Origin of the sequence: Halobaculum sp. EA56 (assembly GCF_051195075.1) — an archaeon.
In the GTDB taxonomy this organism is placed as follows: Archaea; Halobacteriota; Halobacteria; order Halobacteriales; family Haloferacaceae; genus Halobaculum.
Map to the genome: position 1 here is coordinate 176,408 of NZ_JBNTJX010000003.1, position 15,858 is coordinate 192,265.

Below are 15,858 nucleotides of genomic sequence, written 5' to 3' on the forward strand. Positions count from 1 at the left end.
CCCTTTTGGGCTCCCCGGCCGCTCGCGTCGCGTCCGGCCGCGCTCACCACACGCCCTGCCGCAGGTCCATCCACGTGACGACCGCCACGTGCGGCAGCGTCAGCACCGCGATGGCGACGAGGTACACCGCCAGCAGCCCCTCGGGGCCGGCGGACGGCCGCGGCGCGGCCGCCCACACGCCGGCGACGACGAGCAGGCCGCCGGCGGTCGCGGGGGCGGCGTCGCGGGCGAACCGCCGGAGCGCCCCGGTCAGGTCGCCCGCCGCCAGCGACTCGCGCGCGGACGGGTCGAGCAGCTCCAGGCGGGCGATGTGGCGCGTCGCGTGCCAGAAACAGAAGTACAGCCCGATCGCGACGACCGGCGGCACGAGCAGGAAGTACGCCCACAGGCCGAGCGTCTCGCCGGCGTCGACGAGCCACGGCCGCCGCGCCGCCTCCCCGCGTCGCACCCGTCGCGCCCCGAGCGCCAGCGCGAGCAGCGTGAGCGCGCCGAAGCCGGCGGCGACGCCCGCGCGGGTCGCGGGGGCGAACGCCGGGCCGAGCGCGCCGGCGTCGGCGGCGAACAGCCCCACGAGCGCGGCGGCGACCTCGCGGTACCGCTCCGGGTGGCCGACCAGCGGCACGAGCATCGGGAGGCCGCCGCGGACGACGAGCGCGAGCGCCCGTTCGGCCCGCGTGGGCAGGTGCTCGGCGCCCGCGAGCGCGAGCAGCGCGTACACGTCCCCCTGACCCCAGTGCGCCAGCGTGACCGCGACGAACCCGACGAACGCCGACACCGGCGCGAGCGCCCACCAGAGGCCGTACCCCGCGCCGAGGACGGCGTAGACGGCGACGACGACGGCGACAGACCGGGCGAGGCCGCTCCCCGCGAGGCGCGCGGGCACGAGGTGGTCGACGGCGCCGTGCGGGAGGCCGAACAGGAGGACGGACGCGAGGAACGGCGCGTAGCGGAGGACGGGGGGAAGCCCCGGCGCGAGCAGGCCGAACGGGAGCGTGGCGCCGAGCGCGACCCACGAGGCGCGGACGCCCCAGCGGTCGAGGGCGGCCCGGAGGTCGGCCGGGAGCCGCTCCCCGACCGCCATCAGTCGGACACCCGCGCGTCCTCCGGGTCGACCGGCTCCGCGTCGTCCGGGTCGGTCGCCCGCGCGCCCGCCGCGGCGGCCGTCGCCCCGGTCGCTCCCGGAGCGTCCAGCCGGTGTATCACCCACTCGAACAGGATCAGCCCGTAGACGACGAGCGTCGAGGTGACGAGGAAGAAGACCGCCTCCTCGACCGGGAGGCCGAGTATCTCGACGCCCGTCGCCGTCGCGTCGGCGATGGTCCAGATCCCGAGGCCGATGGCGACGCGGTCGACCGCCCACAGGTACAGCGTCGGGACGGCGACGCCGACGAGCCACGGCCGGGGCCGACGCAGGAGGAACGCCCCGCCGACGGCCCACTGGAGCGCGACGATCGGGCACGCCCACACGAGGATCGCGCCGAGGTAGAGGAACCGCTCGGGCCCGGCGGCGACGAGCCACCCGCCGGCGACGCCGAGCGCGAGCCACGCGAGCGTCCCGGCCACGCGCGGCGCGCGCGCGAGGTCGCCCTCGACCGGCGTCGCGTCGAAGTCGACGCGGTAGAGCCACAGGCCGACGACGGCCGTCTGGAGGACGAAGAACAGGTACTCGCCGACGGGCGCGAGCCACACGCGGGCGGCGACCCGGCCGTCGCCGTAGAACCACGCCCCCCGCTCGATCAGGTAGTTGTCCCACGGCGTGGTGTAGCAGAAGGCGACCGTGCCCATGAGCGCGAGGCCGACGCGGGCGACCCGACGCCGTCGACGGGGGAGCGTCGGCCGACGCCACAGCAACAGCGCGAGGACGGGGAGGACGAACAGGAGGTGGAAGCCGAGGTAGGTGAGCGTCACCGCGACACCCCCGTCCCGGACGGAACCGGGCGTCCGTCCCGCGCCGTCCGTGTCATACCGGATCGCCGGCCGGCGAACCGATAAGCGTGGGGGGCCGGCCGGCCCGGGTACCGGTACCCGTCGGGTCGCCGACGGCCGGCGATCTCGAACATATTCCCCGGGTTCGATCCGTGGTATTTGGCGTTTACGGACGCTGTACCGTGGTTTGGGCAAGCCTATAAGTTGATCACTCCCGTATACTGTTCCGGGTATGGCAACTCCAAGCGCAGGGCTGGAATCGATCAGCCTGTGGATCGGCACGATAGGGATGACGCTCGGCACCCTGTACTTCATCGCGCAGGGCTGGTCCGTTCGTGACCCCGAACAGCAGGAGTACTACATCATCACCATCTTCATCCCGGCCATCGCGGCGGCGTCGTACTTCTCGATGGCCTCGGGATTCGGCCTCGTCGAGGTGCCCGTTCAGGGACTCGGAACGCTCGAGATCTACTGGGCGCGGTACGCCGACTGGCTGTTCACCACCCCGCTCCTGCTGTTGGACCTGGCGCTGTTGGCCGGGGCGGACCGGAACACGATCGCGACCCTGATCGGGCTCGACGTGTTCATGATCGCCACGGGGCTGGTCGGCGCGCTGGCGCGCGAGGGCCAGACCGTCCGGATCGTCTGGTGGGCGATCTCCACCGGCTCGATGATCGTGCTCCTGTACTACCTGCTGGGCACGCTGTCCGAGCAGGCGAGCACGATGTCGGGCGACCGCGCGGCGCTGTTCGGCCGGCTCCGTAACCTAGTGCTGGTGCTGTGGTCGTTCTACCCGATCGTGTGGATCCTCGGCACCGAGAGCGGGTTCGCGATCATCCCGCTCGGCGTCGAGACCGCGGCGTTCGCCGTGCTCGACCTGGCGGCGAAGGTCGGGTTCGGCTTCGTCCTGCTGCGCAGTCGCAGCGTCCTCAGCGGCACGGGCGCGACGACCGCGCAGACGGCCGACTGACGCGATCAGCCACGCGTAGACTCGGAACCGACGACCCTCGTCCCCCGGTCGGTCGGGGGACCGCGTCACGTTCTTTCGCGACCGTCGCCGGAGAGCGGCGCCGCCGTCGCGCGCGCCGGATGGGGGCCCGTTCCGACTGCGACGCCGCTCAGATCAGCTGTTCGCCGTCGTCGTCGTACAGGCGGATGGCGTCCACCGGGCAGGTCCGGGCGGCGAACTTGGCGTCCAGCTCCTCGCCGTCGGGCACCTCCAGCGAGAACGTGTCCGCCTCGACCTCCTCCCCGCCGACCAGGGTCGCCTTGCCGGCGTCCAGGTCCTTCTCGAAGGCGTCCCACTCGGCGACGCACTGGTACATCCCGACGCAGGTGTCGCGGTCGAACTCGACGTGCATACCGGACGGTCGGCGCCGCGGCTAATACCGTCTTCGCCGCGGCGCTGCCCCCTCCCCGGCCGGCGCGGCGGCGCTACGGCGGCCGGCCCGACGGCCGCAGGTCGACCTCGTGGCTCCACGCGGCCGGGGGCTGGTCGGCGAGGGCGACGAACCGCTCGCCGACGGTCCGGGCGTCCATCGTGCCCGCCGGCCGGAACTCGGCGTCGGCCGGCGGGACGGTGCCGCCGACGGCGACGTAACAGACGTGGACGCCGTCGGGACCGGCCCGGCGCGCGAGCGAGCGGGCGAGCCCCCGGGTCGCGAACGCGGCCGCCCCCCACCCCGGGAGGCGGTCGCTCCCGTCGAACGCGAGGGTCGTCCCGGCGAACAGCAGGCACCCGGCGCCGCGTTCACGCATCCCCGGTAGGACCGTCCGCGCGAGCGCGGCGCCCCCTTCCGCCCGGGTGCGCAGCGGCCGGCGGAACGACCGGGAGTCGTCGAGGTCGCCGCCGCGGGCGTTCGCGTTGTGCACCGCCACGTCGACGGGGCCGAGGGCGTCCTCGGTCGCGCGCACCGCCCCCGCGAGCGCGTCGTCGTCGGTCACGTCGGCCGTGACGCCGACCGCCTCGCGGCCGTCGTCGCGGAGGTCCCCCGCCAGCGACTCGACGTACTCCGGCGAGCGCGCGAGCAGGGCGACCCGGTCGCCCGCGGCCGCGAACGCGCGGGCGAGACCCGTCCCCAGCGCCTCGCCGACGCCCGCGAGGAGGACGGTCCTCGGCGTGTCGTCGGTGTCTTCCACGTCGGCGCTTCGGCGGCGCCGGCCAAGACCGTTTCCGGACGCGCAGTTCTGTATCGGACACGACAGGTCCGCCGGCGGCGCCGCCCGGACGGGCAAGCGTTTTGCGCGCCCCGCCGGAGCACCCGCGTATGAAGAACACCGAGGGGACCGAGGCGGCGAAGCGCGCGGCGGGGGAGGCGGCGGCCGCGGAAGTGACCGACGGCGACCTGGTCGGGCTGGGCACGGGCTCGACGGCCGCCCACGCGATCCGGCGGCTCGGCGAGCGCGTCGCCGACGGGCTCGCCGTCGAGGGCGTCGCCACCTCCTACCAGTCGCGGGCGCTCGCCAGGGAGGTCGGCGTCCCGCTGGTCCCGCTGGCCGACGTGGGGCGCGTCGACGTGGCCATCGACGGCGCCGACCAGGTCGCGACCGGCGCGAACGCGCTCGTGAAGGGCGGCGGCGCCGCCCACGCCCGCGAGAAGGTCGTCGACTCGGCGGCCGACCGCTTCCTCGTCGTCGCCGACGGCGCGAAGCTCGCCGACCCGCTCGCGCACCCGGTGCCCGTCGAGGTGCTCCCGGACGCGCTCGCGCGCGTCGAGCGGGCCGTCGAGGCCGCCGGCGGCGCCCCGTCCCTCCGGGACGCCGAGCGCAAGGACGGCCCCGTCGTCACCGACAACGGGAACCTCGTGCTCGACTGCGACTTCGGGACGATCGACGACCCGGCGGCGCTGTCGGCGGAGCTGTCGGGCGTTCCCGGCGTCGTGGAGCACGGGCTGTTCGTCGGGCTGGCCGACGAGCTGTTCGTGGGCGGGGCCGACGGCGACGTGACGCGCGACCGGCTCTGACGGAGCCGTCGCTACGCGGTCGCTGAAAGAAGTGGAGGAAAGGTCCCTGGTTACAGGTCGCGCGGCTGGACCGTCTTCCGGTCGTTCTCCTCGGCGCGGCGAGCCGCGTCCTCGAGCAGCTCAGCGACTTCCTCGTCGAGCGCGTCGTAGAAATCGGACGCGACGTTCTTCTCCTCGAGGTACTCCTTGACGGCTGCCTTGACGATGAGGTCTGCCATGCAACCGGGGTTTCCCGACGGCCCCTTATAAGATTTCCCAAGTTATCCCGCGAGGAAGGTCCCTCGCGGCCGTTCGCGGGGGTCTACGCCCGATCGTTTATATATGCGTGTCGGTCGGAGCCTTCGAGTCGGTCCGCGCCGTCCGGTCGGACATGCGCGAGACGCTCGAGGCGCTCGCGGCCGGCGACCTCACGCCAGCACAGGCGGAGGCCCGACTGCGCGGCTACGCGACGACGGAGGCCGGGCGGTTCGACGCCGCCCGCGAGGACAGGCGCGGGATCCCCGAGGGGATCCTCGCGGAGGGGAAGACGGCCGCGGAGGTGGCCGCGATGGCGGACGCGGCCGTCGACTCGACGGGCCGGGCGCTCGTCACCCGCGCGGGCGACGAGACGGCCGAGCAGGTGCGGTCCCACCTCGACCAGGAGCACCCGGGGGCGACCGTCGAGCGCGACGCCCGCGCCCGGACCCTCGTCGTCCACGCTGCCGACTACGACCCCCCGAGCGTGGACGCGGACGTGGTCGTCGTCTCCGGCGGGACGGCCGACGCGCCCGCCGCCCGGGAGGCGGCCGTCGTCGCCGGCGAGGCCGGCCCGCGCGTGGAGACGGTCGAGGACGTGGGCGTCGCGAACGTCACCCGCGTGCTCGACGAGGTGGAGACGCTCCGGGGGGCCGACGTGGTCGTCGCCGCCGCCGGCCGGGAGGCGACGCTGCCGACGCTGGTGGCGGGCCTCGTCAACGCGCCGGTGATCGGCCTGCCCACGTCGACCGGCTACGGCGTCGGCGGCGACGGCGTCGCGGCGCTGTTGGCCCTCCTGCAGTCGTGTACCGCCCTGTCGGTCGTGAACGTCGACGCGGGGTTCGTCGCCGGGACGCAGGCCGCGCTGATCGCCCGCGGGGTCGGGGACGACCGGACCGGGAACGGGACGTGAACGCCCCGGGAACCGCCGTTCGCGGCGGCTTCCCCCGTGAAAGGCTATATGTGGTCCCGTCCCGTACACGTGTTACCGGCAGCGGTGGATGCCGGTCGACCACATGCCACGCTGCGACCACTGCGGGTCGCACGTATCCGACCGCTTCGCCCGCGTGTTCAGCGACGCACACGGGCAACTGAACGCGTGCCCGTCGTGCTCTGCGAACGCGGGCATCGCGGAAGCGGCACGAGAGCGGACCCGCGCCGACGACTGAACCGCTCTGTGACCACCTCATCGCGCCGCGACGGCCACCATCCATCCGTACCCGATCCCCCCGGGGCATCGGGGACCCGCGGCACCGCGCCGCGCCCCTCGCGGTACGGTGCCGGACCGCCCCCGTTTATTTCGCCGCCGCCGTCACACCGTCCGTGAGCGACGGCGACGCGGACCCCGACGCCGACGAACGCTGCGCCCCGCCGGCCGACGAGTGCGGCGCCCCGGCGGACGACGGCGACGATCCCCCCCACGCCGACGCGACGGCCGAGGACGCCGACGAGGCGACCGTCGTCGACGGCGTTCCCGTCCCGCCGGCCGACCACTACGTCTACGTCCTCTCGTGTGCCGACGGCTCGCTGTACACCGGCTACACGACCGACGTGGCCCGCCGCGTCGCCGAACACGACGCCGGCGAGGGCGCGAAGTACACCCGCGGCCGGACGCCGGTGGAGCTGGTCCACGCCGAGGCGTTCGACTCGAAGTCCGCCGCGATGAGCAGGGAGTACGCGATCAAACAGCTCACGCGGCGGGAGAAGGAGGCGCTGGTGGAGTAGCCGTCGGCGTTCGGCCGAACGGCGGCGCTGACGGCGTCGCGACCCGCGACGGGGCCGCGGTCGGGCGGCTACTCGGGGACGTCGAGGAACTCGTCCTTGTGGCCGGCGTAGTGGGCGATCCGCCGCCCCAGCTTCATCGTCCGCTCGCGGAGGGCGTCGTCGACGAACTCGTAGCGCGCGTCCGCGCCGACCTCCCCCGGCGCCGGTCGGTCGTCGCCCCACGGCTCGAAGCGGTTGCGCGCGTTCCGGATGCCGACCTGGAGGGGGGCGACCCAGCCGTGGACGCCGCGGATCGTCGAGCGCATGTGTTCGAGCGTCCCGCCGTAGGAGCCGCCGCCGGCGACGGCGAACAGCCCGACGACGGTGTCCTCGTACTCGTCGAAGCTACACCAGTCGTGGAAGCTCCGGAACGCCGAGGAGTACGAGCCGTGGTACACCGGCGAACACAGCAGGACCCCGTCGGCCCGGCGCATCCGCGCGAGCAGGTCGGGCACGTCGCCGGCGTCGGCCTCGTCCACGTCGGGGTGGTACAGCGGGACCTCCAGCGCGGGGTCGCCCAGGTCGATGAAGTCGGGCTCCGCGCCGTACTCGGCGGCCGCGTCGAGGGCGTACTGCAGCGTCGCCCGGCCGTAGCTCCCGTCGCGTCGGGAGCCGTTCACGGCGACGACGGTGGGGATATCCGACATGCGCGAGAGTTCCCGGGCGGGAGCAAAAGCCCGTCGGGATCCGGCGCGACGCGCGGCCGACGCCGGCGTCTCCCGACACCCCCGACCCGAGCCTCCTTCGGCCGCGGGCGACGCCCCCGGCCGGCGCCGCCCGCCGCCGTTCCCGCGGACACCCGGGTTTTTGCCGCCCCCCGCCGACCCCCCGGGTATGGACGAGATCTCCTTCGGAACGGACGGGTGGCGCGCCACCCTCGACACGTTCACCGACCGACGGGTCCGGATCGTGGGGCAGGCGGTCGCCGACACGCTCGCCGGGGCGGAGGCTGGCGGGGCGGACCGCCCCGTGATCGTCGGCTACGACGCCCGGCCCACCTCGGAGGGCTTCGCGGAGTCGCTCGCGGAGGTGCTCGCGGGCAACGGGTTCGACGTGCTCCTCCCCGAGCGGGACTGCCCGACGCCGCTGGTCGCGTACGCCATCGTCGAGCGCGGCGCCGCGGGCGCGCTGATGGTGACAGCCTCGCACAACCCGCCCGAGTACAACGGCGTGAAGTTCATCCCCGAGGACGGCGCGCCGGCCCTGCCGGACGTGACCGAGCGGATCGTCGGGAACCTCCGCGAGCCTGACCGCTCCGCCGCCGGCACCGACGACGAGGGGGAGGTCAGCCGCGTCGACCTGGTCACTCCTCACGCCGAACACGCCCGCGACCTCGTCGCCGGCGCGGACGGGACGCTCGACCTCTCGGGGCTGACGGTCGCGTACGACGCGATGCACGGGAGCGGCCGGGGCGTCACGGACGCCCTCCTCGAATCCGCGGGCGCGGACGTCGAGCGCGTCCGCTGCGAGCGCGACCCCGAGTTCGGCGGCGGGTCGCCCGAGCCCTCGGCGGAGAATCTGGCGGAACTGGCCGCCCGCGTCCGCGAGGGCGACGCCGACCTCGGGATAGCGAACGACGGCGACGCCGACCGTCTCGCGGTCGTCACGCCCGGGCGGGGCCACCTCGACGAGAACCTCTTCTTCGCGGCGACGTACGACCGCCTCCTCGAGGACGACTCGGGGCCGGCGATCCGGACGGTCTCCACCACCTTCCTCGTCGACCGGATCGCCGAGGCCCACGGCGAGGAGGTGTACGAGACGGCGGTCGGCTTCAAGTGGGTCGCGGAGGCGATGGGCGAGCACGACGCGCTGATGGGCGGCGAGGAGTCCGGCGGCTTCTCCGTGCGCGGGCACGTCCGCGAGAAGGACGGCGTCCTGATGGCGCTGCTGGCGGCGGCCGCCGAACGGGAGGAGCCCTACGACGACCGGGTCGACCGATTGGAGCGCGAGCACGGCCGCATCGTCGCCGACAAGGTGAGCGTCGACTGCCCCGACAGCGAGAAGGAGCGCGTCATCGCCGACCTCGCGGACCACATCCCCGACGAGGTCGCCGGCGAGGAGGTGGCGGACGTGGTGACCGTCGACGGCTTCAAGCTCCTGCTCGCGGACGGCTCGTGGCTGCTCGTGCGCCCCTCCGGAACCGAGCCGAAGATGCGCGTGTACGCCGAGTCCGGCTCCGAGGCCGACACCGCCGCGATCCTCGAAGACGGCCGCGACCTGGTCGAGCCGCTCGTCTGACGGGGTCGCCGGCGAGTCACTCCCCCTCCCGGACCGCGCCGTCCGGCAGTTCCCCCCGGAGCCGCGTCGACTCTTGGTCCCCGGGGTCCTCCGCCGCGATATCGAACCCGAGCGACTCGTAGAACGGCCGCACCCCCGGCCGGAACGTCGCCGTCAGCGGGCCGTCGCTCCGGGCGTCCGCGGCCGCCACGAGCGCGCGGCCGACGCCCGCCGCCCGGCGCGACTTCCGGACCGCGACCGCCTCGATCCGGCGCCCGTCGAGGACCAGCGTGCCGATCACGTCGCCGCCGCCCGCGGCCGCGTCGTCCTCCCGCTCCCCGCTCCCGTCGACGGCCACCAGCACGTCGCCGGCGGCGACGCGCTCGGGCAGATCGTCGGGGACGGAGAGCATCGCCGCGTCGAGGAGGCGACGGACCGCGTCGGCCTCGTCGCCGCGGGCGGGACGGACCCGGACCTCCCGCTTCCCGTTCCCGGTTCCCTCCCCGGACCCGGGTCCGGCCCCGTCCCCGCTCATCCGCCCTTGATCAGCCTGAGCACCGTCACCTCCGCCGCCTCGCAGGGGGCGTCCTCGGGCACGGGCGTCCCGTCGACGAGGACCGTCACCTCGTGGGGGGAGTAGCCGGTCGCCCGGCACACGTCGGCGTAGGTGGCGTCGTCGGCGAGCGAGAGCGTCTCGGTGCCCTCGCCGACGACCTCCGCGGTCACGTCCATGTCCGGTCGTGGGCGGGCCGGGGACTTGCCCCTTTCCTCCGGGGCCGGCGGTTGCCGCCGGGGGCGACCCGCCCCCGCGGGGCCGACATCTCGGGGCGTTTATCCCCCCGGGCCGCCCACCGTCGGGCATGAGCGAGGCCGACGACGCGGAGGCGAGCGAGGGGGCCGACGACGAGGCCGCCGGCCCCGCGCCCGGGCGGGAGGTCTGGATCGAGAAGTACCGCCCGCAGACGCTGGACGACGTGTACGGCCACGAGCAGATCGTCTCGCGGCTGCGCAGCTACATCGAGCAGGACGACCTGCCGCATCTGCTGTTCGCGGGGCCGGCGGGCGTCGGGAAGTGTACGACGGGAGAGACGCCGGTTCTCACGAACAGGGGGGTCGAACGGATCGACCGTGTCGTCGGCGACGTCGAGGGGTTCGCGACTCCCGAAACGGGGACGGAGATCGCGACGTTCGACGACGACGGCGAGTTCGAGCACGTCGAGCCATCGCACGTCTTCGGGAAGGAGGCTGACGAGCTCGTCTCGGTGTCGACGCGCGACGGCGGGGAGTTCACCGTCACGCCGGAGCACAAACTCCTCGTCGTCGACGCCGACGGGCTCTCGTGGGTTCCCGCCGCGGAGATCGATGTCGGCCAGCGGGTCGCCCGCCCGCTCGAAATCCCGACGCCCACGGATCCGACGTTGGAGTGGATCGACGCCATCGACGACGATCGGATCGAGGTTGAGGTCGCTGGGGGCCTGATCGAGGAGTTCGGTCGGCCCGTCGTTTCGCCGTCGGACCTCCGGACGGCCGATGTCTCCCGCGGGCGACTTCGTGAGGGTATTGAGCAGATCACGTACGTGAACGCGTCCGGAAATCGATCCCGTCCGATCACCCCCCCCTGGGAGGTGACGCCGGAACTCGCTCGGTTCCTCGGGCTCGCGGTCGCGGAGGCGCGTATCGAGTGCGGTCGGGTGAAGTTCTACAACACGGACGACGCTCTTCTCGACGCGTTTGAGGCGGCAGTCGAGTCCTGTTTCGGACTGTCGTCGACGCGGGGCGAACAGCAGGGGGTTCCCTACGTCGAGGTGATCTCCCGGACGCTCACACATTTCCTAGAGGAGACGTTCGACGTGTTTGCGAGCGCCACGGGCGCGGATCGGGATGCTGTCGGGTCCGCGCTCGTCGTCGCGGACGACGAGGCGCGAGCGGCGTTCCTGCGGGCGATGTTCGACGCCGAGGCGCACGTCGCGGAGAACGGCGTCGTCGAACTGACTCAGCGGAACGAGCGTCACATCACCCTCCTCTCGTACCTCCTCTCGTCGTTCGGGGTCCCCTCTCGCCGCAAGCGCGTTCGGAAGTCGGCGACGAACGGGAGCGGGACGGAACGGGAGTACCACCGGCTGTCGATCTCCGGCGCGTCCGCGCTCGCGCGGTTCGAGGAACGGATCGGGTTCGACGTTGACGAGAAGGCGGCCGTACTCGCGCAGTTCACGGCCCGGCGCTCGAATCCGAATCACGACACAATGCCGGTCCAATCTGCTGTCCGCGACCTCTGCGAGACGCTTCGGCTCCCCGTCGGTGAGCTCACGTCGGACTCGCTCGATCCGGAGAACCCCGGTCGAGAGCGCTATCTCGACGACATCGAGGCCGTGGTCGATGCTGCCGTCGAACGTGTCGAAACGGCACAGACTGTCCTCGCTCGGCTCGATACGCTTTCGTCGGCGTTGAACGACGCGTCGGCGATCCCCGCAGCGTGGGTCGATGCTCGCTCGGATATCGAACCGCTGGGCAGGCGGAAGCAGCTCTCCGAGACGACGGGGATCCGGACGGACAGACTCCTCGAATACGCTGACGGACGGCGGACGCCGAACGCGAAGCGGACGATGGGCCTGCTCTCGGAAGTCGGTGGGACCGAACGGTCCGTCGATATCGGGGCTCTCCAGAGAGAGCTATGCGACTGTATCGAATCGATGGGAGTTTCGTACGACGAAGTCGCGGAGGGAACCTCGCTCAGAGGAACCGACACCATCGCGCTCCTCTCGAACGACGACCACGCGCCGTCGTCGCTGACGCGGTTCGCGACGGTCGCGGATCGGGTCCGAACGCTCGCGTCCCGGATGTGCACCTTGGACGTGATCGAGGACCTCGCATCGCTGGATCGGCTCGTGTCCGCCGATCTCTACTTCGACGAGGTCGAGTCGATCGAACGGGTGGACGGCCCCGAGCGCGTGTACGATCTTACCGTACCGGGGACACGGAACTACGTCGCCGGGAACGTGCCGACCGTGATGCACAACACGACCTGCGCGGTCGCCATCGCCAAGACCATCTACGGCGACGACTGGCGGACGAACTTCCTGGAACTCAACGCCTCCGACCAGCGCGGGATCGACGTGGTGCGCGACCGGATCAAGAACTTCGCGCGCTCGTCGTTCGGCGGCCACGACTACCGGGTCATCTTCCTCGACGAGGCAGACTCCCTCACCGACGACGCCCAGTCGGCGCTCCGGCGGACGATGGAGCAGTTCTCCGACAACACGCGCTTCATCCTCTCGTGTAACTACTCCTCGAAGATCATCGACCCCATCCAGTCGCGATGTGCGGTGTTCCGCTTCTCGCCGCTGTCGGACGAGGCCGTCGCGGCGCAGGTGCGCGACATCGCCGCCGACCAGGACATCGAGCTCACCGACGAGGGGCTCGACGCGCTGGTGTACGCCGCCGACGGCGACATGCGCCGCGCGATCAACTCCCTGCAGGCGGCGGCGACGACCGGCGAGGTCGTCGACGAGCAGACCGTCTACGAGATCACGGCGACCGCCCGGCCCGAGGAGATCGAGGCGATGGTCGAGGACGCGCTCGCGGGCGACTTCTCGAAGTCGCGGGCGACGTTGGACACCCTCCTCACGGAGACGGGGATGGCCGGCGGCGACATCGTCGACCAGCTCCACCGCTCCGTCTGGGAGTTCGACCTCTCCGACCGCGAGGCGGTGCGCCTGATGGAGCGCATCGGCGAGGCCGACTACCGGATCACCGAGGGCGCCAACGAGCAGGTGCAGCTGGAGGCGCTGCTGGCGTCGCTCGCGCTCGCACAGGAGTAGGAGAGACGACGCGGCGCGCGGGTCGCCGGCGCCACCGCCCCGGCCCCGCGGTCCGCGCCGCCGACCTCAGACCTCCGGTTCGATGTAGACGATGCTCACGCGGTCGTCGATCCCGCGGAGCGTCTCCTCGATCCGGGTGATGTCCTCGTCGATGCTGTCCGTGCCGGCGCCGCGGTCGAAGCTCACGTCGGCGGTGACGAGCACCTCGCCGGGGCCGATGAAGATCGTCCGGAAGCCGTCGATGTGGCGGACCCCCTGCTGGTCGGTTATCCCCGCCCGGAGCGCCGCCTCCACGTCCGCCGGGAGCGACTCCCCGAGGATGAGTCGCTTGTTCTCCCACGCCAGCGCGACCGCGAAGACCATGAGCAGCGCCCCGATGACCAGGGAGGCGACGGCGTCGAAGACGGGCGCCTCGAGGTAGCGCGCGAGGCTGATGCCCACGAGCGCGACGGCCGCGCCGAGCAGGGCGATGGTGTCCTCGGTGAAGGCCGTGAGGGTCGTCACGTCGCTGGTCTTCGAGAACGCCTCGCGCAGCCCGGACCAGCCGTACTCGGCGATCTGGCGGTCGAGTTCCGCGTGCGCCTTGGCGAACGCGTACGTCTCGAACAGGATGGCGCCGACGAGCACGGCGACGTTGATCCAGAACGGATCGACCGGGACGAGCTCGGTGAAGTTGATCCCCGCCAGGATCACGTCGGCGCGCTCGCCGCCGTGGCCCGGGTGCATGAGGGCGTCGTAGCCGTGCTTCAGCGACTCCCACCCGGCGATGCCGAACAGGAGCACCGAGACGAGAAACGAGTAGAAGAACTGGGCCTTCCCGTAGCCGAACGGGTGCGCCCTGCTGGCCTCCTTGGCCGAAAAGCGGATCCCGACGAGCAGGAACACCTGGTTCCCGGTGTCGGAGATGGAGTGGTACGTCTCCGACAGCATCGACGGCGACCCGGTGAGCAGGAAGCCGAAGAACTTCAGGATCGCGATGGCCCCGTTGGCGATGAGCGCGGCGATCACGACGGATCTGCTGCCAGCCATTGTCCGGACCTCTCGGCGACTCGTTATGAAGCCGGTGGTCCCGCGGACGCCCGCCGGCACGGCGTCGGTCCGCGGCGACGGCGCGGCCGGCCCCGCGCCCGCCTCCCGAACCTGTTAGTACCGGCGCCCCCTCCCCGTCGACATGCTCGCCGTCATCTCCGACACGCACGCGACCGACGGCCACGAGCTTCGCGGCCGGACGCTGGAGGCCGTCCGCGAGGCGGACGCCGTGATCCACGCGGGCGACTTCTACCGCGAACCGGTGCTCGACGCCCTGCTGGACGTGAACGACGCCGTCTACGGCGTCACCGGCAACAACGACGACGCCGCGCTGCGGGAACGGCTGCCCGAGGAGCGGGTGGTCGCCGTCGAGGGCGCGACGATCGCGGTGCGTCACCGGAGCCGGAGCGGCGCGACCGGCCTCGCGCTGTTCGGCCGGGAGCGCGGCGCCGACCTCGTCGTCTTCGGGCACAGCCACCGCCCCGAGTTCGACGACTCCGGACCGGTGCCGCTGCTCAACCCGGGCAGCTACGCGCAGCCGCGGGGGAACCGGGCGGCCCACGCGGAACTCGTCCGGACGGACGACGGGCTCTCGGGGGAGTTGGTGACGCCGGCGGGGGAGACGTTCGCGTCGTTCGCCGTTCCCGTGGGGGAGGGGGACCGGTAGGCGGGACCGGCGCGGACGACGCGGTCGGCGGAGGGCTGCGACAGCGGGGAACCGGGTTCCCCGGGACGGCCGGCGCCGCGGCTCCCCGCGGTCGGGGGGAGAGGGTGCGGTGGCGTCGGTGGCTGGAGGGGTGCGGCGGGAACCGCGGTCGGAGGGCCGGCGCGTCACCGGGGACCGGTACCTCCCGCTTGTGTCGCTCCTGTCAAGTACTTTCTCTATAGTCAAACGCCGCTTTTAGTCACCGTCGCCGGGGCGGAGAACGCCCCCGCGGGGCGGAGTTCGCGGCCGCTGCGACCCGAACCGCGGCTCACAGCGACCCGCGCCGGCGGGCGTAGAGGGCGGCCAGCGCCAGCGCGAGCAGCCCCCCGCACAGGAACAGGAACCCCGGCGAGGCGGCGAGCTGGTCGGCGAGCGTCGGCCCGGCGTCGGCGGCGACCGCGTACGCCGTGTCCGTGGCGACCTCCGTCGCCGCCGGCTCCGCGGTCGTCTCCGGGGCGGGCGTCGCCGCGGGCGTCTCGGTCGCCTCCGCGATGCCCATCCCGCCGTCGCCGGCCGTCTCGGTCGGCGTCGGGGTGGGCTCCCCGGCCGCGGCCTCGGTCGACGTCGCGTTCGTCGACTCGACGCTCACGCCGGTTCCGCCCGCGTCGCCGCCGCCGGCCGCGCCGCCGCTCGCGCCGAAGCCGAACGAGGGGGCGAACGGGCCGTCGAGGACCGTCTCGACGACGACGGCGCCGAGGCCGACGGCGCCGACGCCGCCGAGGAGGCGGCTGAGCGTCGCGCGGATACCCGACGCCTGCGACTCCGGCCCGGCGACGAGCACGAGCGGCCCGTCGGCGGGCGCGTACACGTCCATCTCCCTCCCCTTCTCGGAGTAGACGGTGCCGGTCACCTCGACGACGCCGGCGTCGCGCAGGCGCTTGAGGTGGTACTGAGCGTTCTGGAGGGAGGTGTCGACGCGGTCGGCCACGTCGCTGGCGGGGCCGGGGCTGTCGTGGAGGGCGGCGAGGATCGAGCGGGCGGTGTCCGAGGAGAGCGCCGCGAGGACCGCGTCGGCGTCGTCGCCGTCGACGCCGATGACGCGCGGGTCCGCCTCGCGGTCCGCGCCCGCCTCGGAGTCCGGGCCGCCGATCCCCGGGATGGAGGACGGGATGTCGGCCATTCGTCCCGCCCATTCCCCCGTGGAGGTCGTAAGCCTTCCGTGCGCGTGCCCCCGTCCCCCGCTTCGGCCGCTCCCTCGCCC

General features: G+C 73.1%; 17 protein-coding genes and 1 pseudogene. 8 read left to right on the top strand and 10 right to left on the bottom strand.

Going from position 1 to position 15,858, the window contains the following annotated elements; genetic code table 11:
* Nucleotides 1-43 precede the first annotated feature (43 nt).
* Entirely contained in the window at nucleotides 44-1,081 is a 1,038-nt protein-coding gene (locus tag ACQUQ1_RS06630) for a Brp/Blh family beta-carotene 15,15'-dioxygenase (RefSeq protein WP_435063487.1), read from the bottom strand.
* A complete protein-coding gene (locus ACQUQ1_RS06635; RefSeq protein ID WP_435063488.1) occupies nucleotides 1,081-1,908 on the bottom strand; it encodes a lycopene cyclase domain-containing protein in 828 nt (275 codons plus the stop codon). The genes ACQUQ1_RS06630 and ACQUQ1_RS06635 overlap by 1 nt, the downstream gene beginning before the upstream one ends.
* A 250-nt stretch (nucleotides 1,909-2,158) precedes the next feature.
* Here ACQUQ1_RS06635 and ACQUQ1_RS06640 point away from each other — a divergent pair, with 250 nt between their 5' ends.
* Complete coding sequence (locus ACQUQ1_RS06640; protein ID WP_435063489.1) at nucleotides 2,159-2,896, top strand: bacteriorhodopsin; 738 nt, start codon at nucleotides 2,159-2,161, stop codon at nucleotides 2,894-2,896.
* Nucleotides 2,897-3,044: 148 nt separating this feature from the next.
* Here ACQUQ1_RS06640 and ACQUQ1_RS06645 read toward each other — a convergent pair whose 3' ends face one another.
* Nucleotides 3,045-3,287 carry a ferredoxin gene (locus ACQUQ1_RS06645; RefSeq protein ID WP_435063490.1) on the bottom strand — a complete coding sequence of 81 codons (243 nt, stop codon included), beginning with the start codon at nucleotides 3,285-3,287 and terminating at the stop codon, nucleotides 3,045-3,047.
* A gap of 73 nt (nucleotides 3,288-3,360) precedes the next feature.
* Nucleotides 3,361-4,065, bottom strand: a complete 705-nt coding sequence (locus ACQUQ1_RS06650) for an SDR family NAD(P)-dependent oxidoreductase (RefSeq protein WP_435063491.1) — start codon at nucleotides 4,063-4,065, stop codon at nucleotides 3,361-3,363.
* Between the two features lie 128 nt (nucleotides 4,066-4,193).
* Between ACQUQ1_RS06650 and rpiA the strand changes: the two genes are divergently transcribed.
* Nucleotides 4,194-4,889: a ribose-5-phosphate isomerase RpiA gene (rpiA, locus tag ACQUQ1_RS06655; RefSeq protein WP_435063492.1), complete on the top strand. Its 696-nt coding sequence runs from the start codon at nucleotides 4,194-4,196 to the stop codon at nucleotides 4,887-4,889.
* Nucleotides 4,890-4,939: 50 nt separating this feature from the next.
* On the opposite strand, the gene ACQUQ1_RS06660 is transcribed toward rpiA, so the two are convergent.
* The gene (locus ACQUQ1_RS06660) at nucleotides 4,940-5,107 is read right to left on the bottom strand and encodes a DUF1931 family protein (protein ID WP_276238107.1); all 168 of its coding nucleotides are present in this window, start codon (nucleotides 5,105-5,107) and stop codon (nucleotides 4,940-4,942) included.
* A 152-nt stretch (nucleotides 5,108-5,259) separates the two neighbouring features.
* On the opposite strand from ACQUQ1_RS06660, the gene larB reads away from it, so the two are divergent.
* The 3 genes and pseudogenes from larB to ACQUQ1_RS06675 all read left to right on the top strand — a co-directional run.
* Entirely contained in the window at nucleotides 5,260-6,036 is a 777-nt protein-coding gene (gene larB, locus ACQUQ1_RS06665; RefSeq protein ID WP_435063493.1) for a nickel pincer cofactor biosynthesis protein LarB, read from the top strand.
* A 103-nt stretch (nucleotides 6,037-6,139) separates the two neighbouring features.
* Nucleotides 6,140-6,292 carry a DUF7563 family protein gene (locus tag ACQUQ1_RS06670; RefSeq protein WP_435063494.1) on the top strand — a complete coding sequence of 51 codons (153 nt, stop codon included), beginning with the start codon at nucleotides 6,140-6,142 and terminating at the stop codon, nucleotides 6,290-6,292.
* Between the two features lie 322 nt (nucleotides 6,293-6,614).
* Nucleotides 6,615-6,848 (top strand): annotated as a pseudogene (locus tag ACQUQ1_RS06675) (GIY-YIG nuclease family protein); the annotation flags it as partial.
* A 68-nt stretch (nucleotides 6,849-6,916) separates the two neighbouring features.
* Here the strand turns inward: ACQUQ1_RS06675 and ACQUQ1_RS06680 are convergent.
* Nucleotides 6,917-7,534 (bottom strand): NADPH-dependent FMN reductase, encoded by a 618-nt coding sequence (locus ACQUQ1_RS06680; protein ID WP_435063495.1) that lies wholly within the window; start codon nucleotides 7,532-7,534, stop codon nucleotides 6,917-6,919.
* A gap of 187 nt (nucleotides 7,535-7,721) precedes the next feature.
* On the opposite strand from ACQUQ1_RS06680, the gene ACQUQ1_RS06685 reads away from it, so the two are divergent.
* Nucleotides 7,722-9,125 (top strand): phosphoglucomutase/phosphomannomutase family protein, encoded by a 1,404-nt coding sequence (locus ACQUQ1_RS06685; RefSeq protein WP_435063496.1) that lies wholly within the window; start codon nucleotides 7,722-7,724, stop codon nucleotides 9,123-9,125.
* Nucleotides 9,126-9,141: 16 nt separating this feature from the next.
* On the opposite strand, the gene ACQUQ1_RS06690 is transcribed toward ACQUQ1_RS06685, so the two are convergent.
* Both ACQUQ1_RS06690 and samp2 read right to left on the bottom strand, forming a co-directional pair.
* Nucleotides 9,142-9,639, bottom strand: coding sequence for a GNAT family N-acetyltransferase (locus ACQUQ1_RS06690; RefSeq protein ID WP_435063497.1), 498 nt, complete (start codon nucleotides 9,637-9,639; stop codon nucleotides 9,142-9,144).
* Nucleotides 9,636-9,836 carry a ubiquitin-like small modifier protein SAMP2 gene (gene samp2 / locus ACQUQ1_RS06695; protein ID WP_435063498.1) on the bottom strand — a complete coding sequence of 67 codons (201 nt, stop codon included), beginning with the start codon at nucleotides 9,834-9,836 and terminating at the stop codon, nucleotides 9,636-9,638. The genes ACQUQ1_RS06690 and samp2 overlap by 4 nt, the downstream gene beginning before the upstream one ends.
* Before the next feature lie 128 nt (nucleotides 9,837-9,964).
* On the opposite strand from samp2, the gene ACQUQ1_RS06700 reads away from it, so the two are divergent.
* The gene (locus ACQUQ1_RS06700) at nucleotides 9,965-12,922 is read left to right on the top strand and encodes a replication factor C small subunit (protein WP_435063499.1); all 2,958 of its coding nucleotides are present in this window, start codon (nucleotides 9,965-9,967) and stop codon (nucleotides 12,920-12,922) included.
* A 66-nt stretch (nucleotides 12,923-12,988) separates the two neighbouring features.
* Here ACQUQ1_RS06700 and ACQUQ1_RS06705 read toward each other — a convergent pair whose 3' ends face one another.
* Complete coding sequence (locus tag ACQUQ1_RS06705) at nucleotides 12,989-13,951, bottom strand: cation diffusion facilitator family transporter (RefSeq protein WP_435063500.1); 963 nt, start codon at nucleotides 13,949-13,951, stop codon at nucleotides 12,989-12,991.
* Nucleotides 13,952-14,093: 142 nt separating this feature from the next.
* On the opposite strand from ACQUQ1_RS06705, the gene ACQUQ1_RS06710 reads away from it, so the two are divergent.
* The gene (locus tag ACQUQ1_RS06710) at nucleotides 14,094-14,618 is read left to right on the top strand and encodes a metallophosphoesterase (protein WP_435063501.1); all 525 of its coding nucleotides are present in this window, start codon (nucleotides 14,094-14,096) and stop codon (nucleotides 14,616-14,618) included.
* A gap of 307 nt (nucleotides 14,619-14,925) precedes the next feature.
* Here the strand turns inward: ACQUQ1_RS06710 and ACQUQ1_RS06715 are convergent, their stop codons facing one another.
* Nucleotides 14,926-15,777 (bottom strand): helix-turn-helix domain-containing protein, encoded by an 852-nt coding sequence (locus tag ACQUQ1_RS06715; protein ID WP_435063502.1) that lies wholly within the window; start codon nucleotides 15,775-15,777, stop codon nucleotides 14,926-14,928.
* Nucleotides 15,778-15,858: the final 81 nt, after the last annotated feature.

Bases quoted from the DNA above. Each gene is read 5' to 3' on its own strand.
- ACQUQ1_RS06630 (WP_435063487.1), bottom strand. From the start codon at position 1,081: ATGGCGGTCGGGGAGCGGCTCCCGGCCGACCTCCGGGCCGCCCTCGAC.
- ACQUQ1_RS06640 (WP_435063489.1), top strand. From the start codon at position 2,159: ATGGCAACTCCAAGCGCAGGGCTGGAATCGATCAGCCTGTGGATCGGC.
- ACQUQ1_RS06645 (WP_435063490.1), bottom strand. From the start codon at position 3,287: ATGCACGTCGAGTTCGACCGCGACACCTGCGTCGGGATGTACCAGTGC.
- rpiA (WP_435063492.1), top strand. From the start codon at position 4,194: ATGAAGAACACCGAGGGGACCGAGGCGGCGAAGCGCGCGGCGGGGGAG.
- ACQUQ1_RS06660 (WP_276238107.1), bottom strand. From the start codon at position 5,107: ATGGCAGACCTCATCGTCAAGGCAGCCGTCAAGGAGTACCTCGAGGAG.
- larB (WP_435063493.1), top strand. From the start codon at position 5,260: ATGCGCGAGACGCTCGAGGCGCTCGCGGCCGGCGACCTCACGCCAGCA.
- ACQUQ1_RS06670 (WP_435063494.1), top strand. From the start codon at position 6,140: ATGCCACGCTGCGACCACTGCGGGTCGCACGTATCCGACCGCTTCGCC.
- ACQUQ1_RS06680 (WP_435063495.1), bottom strand. From the start codon at position 7,534: ATGTCGGATATCCCCACCGTCGTCGCCGTGAACGGCTCCCGACGCGAC.
- ACQUQ1_RS06685 (WP_435063496.1), top strand. From the start codon at position 7,722: ATGGACGAGATCTCCTTCGGAACGGACGGGTGGCGCGCCACCCTCGAC.
- ACQUQ1_RS06690 (WP_435063497.1), bottom strand. From the start codon at position 9,639: ATGAGCGGGGACGGGGCCGGACCCGGGTCCGGGGAGGGAACCGGGAAC.
- samp2 (WP_435063498.1), bottom strand. From the start codon at position 9,836: ATGGACGTGACCGCGGAGGTCGTCGGCGAGGGCACCGAGACGCTCTCG.
- ACQUQ1_RS06700 (WP_435063499.1), top strand. From the start codon at position 9,965: ATGAGCGAGGCCGACGACGCGGAGGCGAGCGAGGGGGCCGACGACGAG.
- ACQUQ1_RS06705 (WP_435063500.1), bottom strand. From the start codon at position 13,951: ATGGCTGGCAGCAGATCCGTCGTGATCGCCGCGCTCATCGCCAACGGG.
- ACQUQ1_RS06710 (WP_435063501.1), top strand. From the start codon at position 14,094: ATGCTCGCCGTCATCTCCGACACGCACGCGACCGACGGCCACGAGCTT.
- ACQUQ1_RS06715 (WP_435063502.1), bottom strand. From the start codon at position 15,777: ATGGCCGACATCCCGTCCTCCATCCCGGGGATCGGCGGCCCGGACTCC.